Annotated in this window: 3 protein-coding genes; all 3 read right to left on the minus strand. The window is 76.0% G+C overall.

The features are described 5' to 3' along the window. Positions 1 to 3489 (minus strand): type I polyketide synthase (locus tag ACWENR_RS29190; protein WP_452280166.1); only part of this gene is annotated, 3489 nt, incomplete at its 3' end. Between the two features lie 319 nt (positions 3490 to 3808). Further along, positions 3809 to 4669 carry a metallophosphoesterase family protein gene (locus ACWENR_RS29195; RefSeq protein WP_452280167.1) on the minus strand — a complete coding sequence of 287 codons (861 nt, stop codon included), beginning with the start codon at positions 4667 to 4669 and terminating at the stop codon, positions 3809 to 3811. A 235-nt stretch (positions 4670 to 4904) separates the two neighbouring features. Beyond that, positions 4905 to 5655 (minus strand): phosphopantetheine-binding protein (locus tag ACWENR_RS29200; protein ID WP_452280168.1); only part of this gene is annotated, 751 nt, incomplete at its 5' end.

The following is a 5655-nucleotide window of genomic DNA, read 5'->3' on the forward strand; positions in this document are numbered from 1 at the left end:
CGAGGCGTGCACCTGCACGCCCTCGAACGCGCACCGCACCCGCGGCCCGCCCGACGGCTCCCCGGCGAGCAGCAGCGCCACCGGGTGCAGCGCGGCGTCCAGCAGCGCCGGGTGCACGCCGAACGCGCCGGCCTCCCCCGCCGCCTCGTCGGGCAGCGCCACCTCGGCGTACACCTCGCCGTCGGTCGACCAGACCCGCCGTACGCCCCGGAACACCGGCCCGTACGACAGGCCGTGCTCGGCCAGCCCCGGATACCAACCGGCCAGGTCCACCTCGGACGCGTGCGCCGGCGGCCACGCCCCGACGCCCGGCTCGTCGGCCGAACTCGGCTCCAGCACGCCGTCGGCGTGCCGTACCCACTCGGCGTCGGCGTCCTCCTCGGGCTGGGAGTGGACGGCGACCGACCTGGCGCCGGCGTCGTCGGCCGCGCCCACGCGCACCTGCACCCGTACCGCGCCGGACGCCGGCAGCACCAGCGGCGCGGCCACGGTCAGCTCGCCCACCCGGGGCGCGCCCACCTCGTCGCCGGCGCGGACGGCCAGCTCCACCAGCGCGGTGCCCGGCACCACCACGGCGCCGGAGACGACGTGGTCCGTCAGCCACGGGTGCGTCGCCGCCGACAGCCGGCCGGTCAGCACCACCTCGTCGTCGCCGGCGAGGCGCACCGCCGCGCCGAGCAGCGGATGCCCCGCCACGCCCAGGCCCGCGCCCGACACGTCGCCGACGCGCCACGGCACCACCTCGGGCCAGAACCGCTCCCGCTGGAAGGCGTACGTGGGCAGGTCGACGCGGCGCGCGCCGGTGTCGGCGAACCACGACTGCCAGGTAACGGGAACGCCGTGCACGTGCAGCTCGGCGAGGGCGGTCAGCAGCGCCTGCGCCTCCGGCCGGTCCCCGCGCTGGGCGGCGACGGCCAGCACGTCGTCGCCGGGCAGGACGTCGGCCGCCATCGCGGTCAGCACGCTCTGCGGCCCGACCTCCAGGAACGTGTCCACGCCGGCGGCCCGCAGGGCGGCGAGCCCGTCGGCGAAGCGGACGGCCTCGCGGACATGCCGCACCCAGTACTCCGGCGTGCGGATCTCGTCGCCGTCGGCGAGCGCGCCGGTCACGTTCGACACGATCGGCAGGGCGGGCGCGGCGAAGGCCAGCCGCGCGACGATGCCCCGGAACCGCTCCAGCACCGGCTCCATCAGCGGGCTGTGGAACGCGTGGCTCACGGTCAGCCGACGGACCCGTACGCCCCGGTCCCGCCAGGCGCGTTCCACCTCGTCGAGGGCGTCGACGGCGCCGGACACGACCACGGAGGCCGGCCCGTTCACCGCGGCGATGCCGAGCCGGTCGGTCAGGCCGGCGAGAGACTCCGCCACCGCAGCCTCGTCGGCGGCCACGGCCAACATCCCGCCGCCGGCGGGCAGGCTCTGCATCAGCCGGCCCCGGGCGGCCACCAGCAGGCAGGCGTCCTCCAGGGACAGCACGCCGGCCACGTGCGCGGCGGCGATCTCGCCGATCGAGTGGCCGCCGACGAGGTCGGGGGCGACGCCGAACGACTCGACGAGGCGGAACAGCGCCACCTCGACGGCGAACAGCCCGGCCTGGGTGAAGACGGTCTGGTCCAGCAGCTCCGCCTCCGGGGTGCCCGGCTCGGCGAACAGCACCTCCCGCAGCGGCTGCGGCAGCACCCGGTCCAGGTGCCGGCACGCCTCGTCGAGCGCGGCGGCGAAGACGGGGAACTCGGCGTACAGCTCCTTGCCCATGCCGGCGCGCTGCGCGCCCTGGCCGGAGAAGAGCACCGCGAGCTGGCCGCGGTCCCCGGCCCGGCCGGCGACCACCGTGCCCGACGGCTCGCCGGCCGCCAGGGCGGCCAGGCCCGCGAGCAGGCCGGCGCGGTCCTCGGCGAGCAGCACGGCCCGCTGGTCGAGCGTCGACCGGGACGTCGCCGACGACCAGCCCACGTCGACCGGGCGCGGCGCGGCGTCGTCGCCAAGCCGGCGGGCCCACCGGTCGGCCTGCGCGGCGAGCGCGGCCGGCTGGGCGGCAGACAGCAGCACCGGCACGACGGCGGGTCGGCGGGTCGCGGCGGGCTCGTCGTCCGCCGGCCCGTGGCCCGGGGCCTGCTCCAGGATCAGGTGGGCGTTCGTGCCGCTCATGCCGAAGGAGGAGACGGCGGCCCGCCGGACGTGGTCGTCGCCCGGCCAGGGGCGCGCGCGGTCCAGCAGCGACACCGCGCCCGCAGACCAGTCGACGTGCGGGGACGGCTTCCCGACGTGCAGGGTCGGCGGCAGCACGCCGTGCAGCATCGCCATCACCATCTTGATGACGCCGCCGGCGCCGGCGGCGGCCTGCGGGTGGCCGATGTTCGACTTCAGCGAGCCCAGCCACAGCGGCCGGTCGGCGGGCCGCCCCCTACCGTACGTGGCGAGCAGCGCCTGCGCCTCGATCGGGTCGCCGAGGCGGGTGCCCGTGCCGTGCGCCTCGACGACGTCCACGTCGGACGGCGCGAGCCGGGCGTTCTCCAGCGCCTGCCGGATGACCCGCTGCTGCGACGGGCCGTTGGGGGCGGTCAGGCCGCTGCTGGCGCCGTCGGAGTTCACGGCGCTGCCCCGGATCACGGCGAGGACGGGGTGCCCGTTGCGCCGGGCATCGGAGAGCTTCTCGACCAGCAGCATGGCGACGCCCTCGGACCAGCCGGTCCCGTCGGCGTCCGCCGAGAACGCCTTGCACCGGCCGTCGGAGGCCAGCCCGCGCTGGCGGGAGAACTCGACGAAGGCGCCGGGCGTGGCGAGCACGGTCACGCCGCCGGCGACCGCGAGGGAGCACTCGCCGTCGCGCAGGGCCTGGCCGGCGAGGTGCAGCGCGACCAGCGACGAGGAGCAGGCGGTGTCGATGGTGACGGCGGGCCCCTCCAACCCGAAGGAGTACGCCAGCCGGCCGGACATGACGCTCGCGGCGGTGCCGGTGAGGACGTAGCCCTCCGCGCCCTCGGGCAGCTGGCGCAGCACGGAGGTGTAGTCCTGCCCCGCCGTGCCGACGAACACCCCGGTACGGCTGCCCCGCACCGAGGCGGCGTCGATGCCGGCCCGCTCGAAGGCCTCCCAGGTGACCTCCAGCAGGAGCCGCTGCTGCGGGTCCATGGCCAGCGCCTCGCGCGGCGAGATGCCGAACAGGGTGGGGTCGAACAGGCCGGCGTCGCGCAGGAAGCCGCCCCGGTTGCTGTAGGTGGTGCCGGGGTGGTCCGGGTCCGGGTCGTAGAGCCGCTCCAGGTCCCAGCCCCGGTCCTCGGGGAACGTGCCGGTGGCGTCGACGCCGCCCGCGACGAGGTCCCAGAGGTCCTCCGGGGAGGCGACCCCGCCCGGGAAGCGGCAGGCCATCCCGACGATCGCGATCGGCTCGGCGTCCCCGTCCTCCAGCTCGCTCAGGCGCCGGCGCGCCAGGCGGAGCTCGGAGGTCACCCACTTGAGGTGTTCGAGGAGCTTGTCTTCGTCCGCCATGACCCACCCGCCCAGAGCTTGCTATCGATCGGAATCTGCCGATTCGCTGACCACGCCACCGCCGACGGCCCGGTTCCGTGCCCGGGCGGGCGGGGACGTGACCGTCCGGCCGTGCGCCCGATCCTGTTTCCGAGTCCGTTGCGTGCCTGCTCAGGCGCCCGTCACGCCGGAGCCCTCGCCGGCACATGCCCGCCACCGTGAGTGGACGGTACTGAGGGCCAATGGCGTCCCCAACCCCTAGAGGACCCCTCATCGGCGGGCCCGGAAGGGCCCCGCGACGCGCCGGCGGGAGACCGTCGACGCACGCCGTGCGGGCCGGTCAGGCGGGGTGGGCGACGGCTGCCGGCAGGATGCGGCGCAGCCGCCCCGGGGGCGTGGACCGGCGCCGCCACTCCCGCGGGTAGCCCACCGAGACCTCCTCGAACCGCACGCCGTCGTACCAGGTGGTGCGCGGGATGTGCAGGTGGCCGTAGACGGCGACGCGGGCGTCGAAGCGGGTGTGCCAGTCGGCGGTGGCCTCGGTGCCGCACCACTGCGCGAACTCCGGGTACCGGAGGATCCGGGTGGGCTCGCGGACGAGCGGGAAGTGGTTGACCAGGACGGTGGGCAGGCCGCCGCGGTCGGCCGTGAGCCGGCGCTCGGTCAGGGCCAGCCGCGCCCGGCACCAGGCGTCCCTCGACGGGTACGGGTCGGGGTGCAGCAGGATCTCGTCGGTGCAGACCACGCCCACCTCGTGGGCCCGCGCCAGGGCCTGCTCCTTCGTGTACGTCCCGGCCGGCCGGAAGGTGTAGTCGTAGAGCAGGAACAGCGGCGCGATGAGGACCGGGTCGTCGCCCCGCGGGTCCCAGACGGGGTACGGGTCCTCCGGGGTGACCACCCCGAGACGTCGGCAGAGCCGCACGAGGTGCTGGTAGCGCGCGTCCCCGCGCAGCTGCACCGGGTCCTCGCGGGGCGTCCACAGCTCGTGGTTGCCGGGAGCCCAGACCACCTTGGCGAAGCGGCGGCTGAGCAGTCCCAGCGCCCACTCGATGTCGGCGACGAACTCGCCGACGTCCCCGGCGACGATGAGCCAGTCGCCGTCCGTCTCCGGCCGCAGCCGCTCGACGATGGCCTTGTTCTCGGCGTGGACCACGTGCAGGTCGCTGATGGCGAGCAACTGGGGCAGGCCGGATCCGGCCATGCGGACCTCCCGTCCATCCGGGGTACCGCACGCACCCACATCCGCTCCGCTCGCTGCCGGTGGGCACGGCGAGACGGCCTGACGGGCTCCGACCCTACGGAGCCGGGCCCGCGCGGGCACACCCCTAGACGGGCCGCGCGGACCCCTAGGCGGCCGGGCCTGGCCGACGTCGCTCCCCTCGCGGCTTCCCGTGCCCTCGGGCTCCTCGCGTCCGGTCAGGGCCTGCGGAGTCCGGTCAGGACTTGCCGAACTCGCGCTGGATGATGTCGAACAACTCCTCCCGGCTCGCCGACTCCAACTCCTGCGCGGCGGCGGGCGCCGGCGCGACGGCGGGTCGTCCCCGCCACCTGGCGACCAGGTCCTCCAGCCGCCCGATGACCGCGTCGTCGACCTGGTCGCCGGGCAGGCCGCCGAGGAGCTGGTCGAGGCGCTCGATCTCCGCCACGATCGGCAACGCCGGCTGCTCGGGCGCCAGCTCGGCCCGCAGGTGCCCGGCGAGCGCCTGCGGCGTGGGATGGTCGAAGACGAGGGTGGCGGGTAGCCCGATGCCCGTCTCGGCGGTCAGCCGGTTGCGCAGCTCGACCGCCGTGAGCGAGTCGAAGCCCAGTTCGAGGAAGCCACGGCTGGGCCTGATCCCGCTCGGCGTGGCGTGGCCGAGCACCGCCGCGGCGGTGCCGCGGACCAGGTCGAGCAGGATGCGGTCACGCTCCGGCCCGGGGGCGGCGGCCAGCCGCTCGCGCAGCGCCGTCGCCGCGCCCCGCTCCTCGCCGGTCGGGGCGTCCTCGCGCTGCCCGGGCTGCGCCTCGGGGATCTCGGTGAACAGGCGGGACGGCCGCAACGCCGTGAACGACGACACGAACCGATCCCACCGCACATCCGCCACCACCACATGAGACTCACCAGCCTCCAACACCCCCTGCAACGCCGCCACCGCCAACTCCGGCACCATCCCCGGCAACCCACGCCGACCCAACTCCCCACCCACC

The organism is Micromonospora sp. NPDC004336, assembly GCF_053602615.1.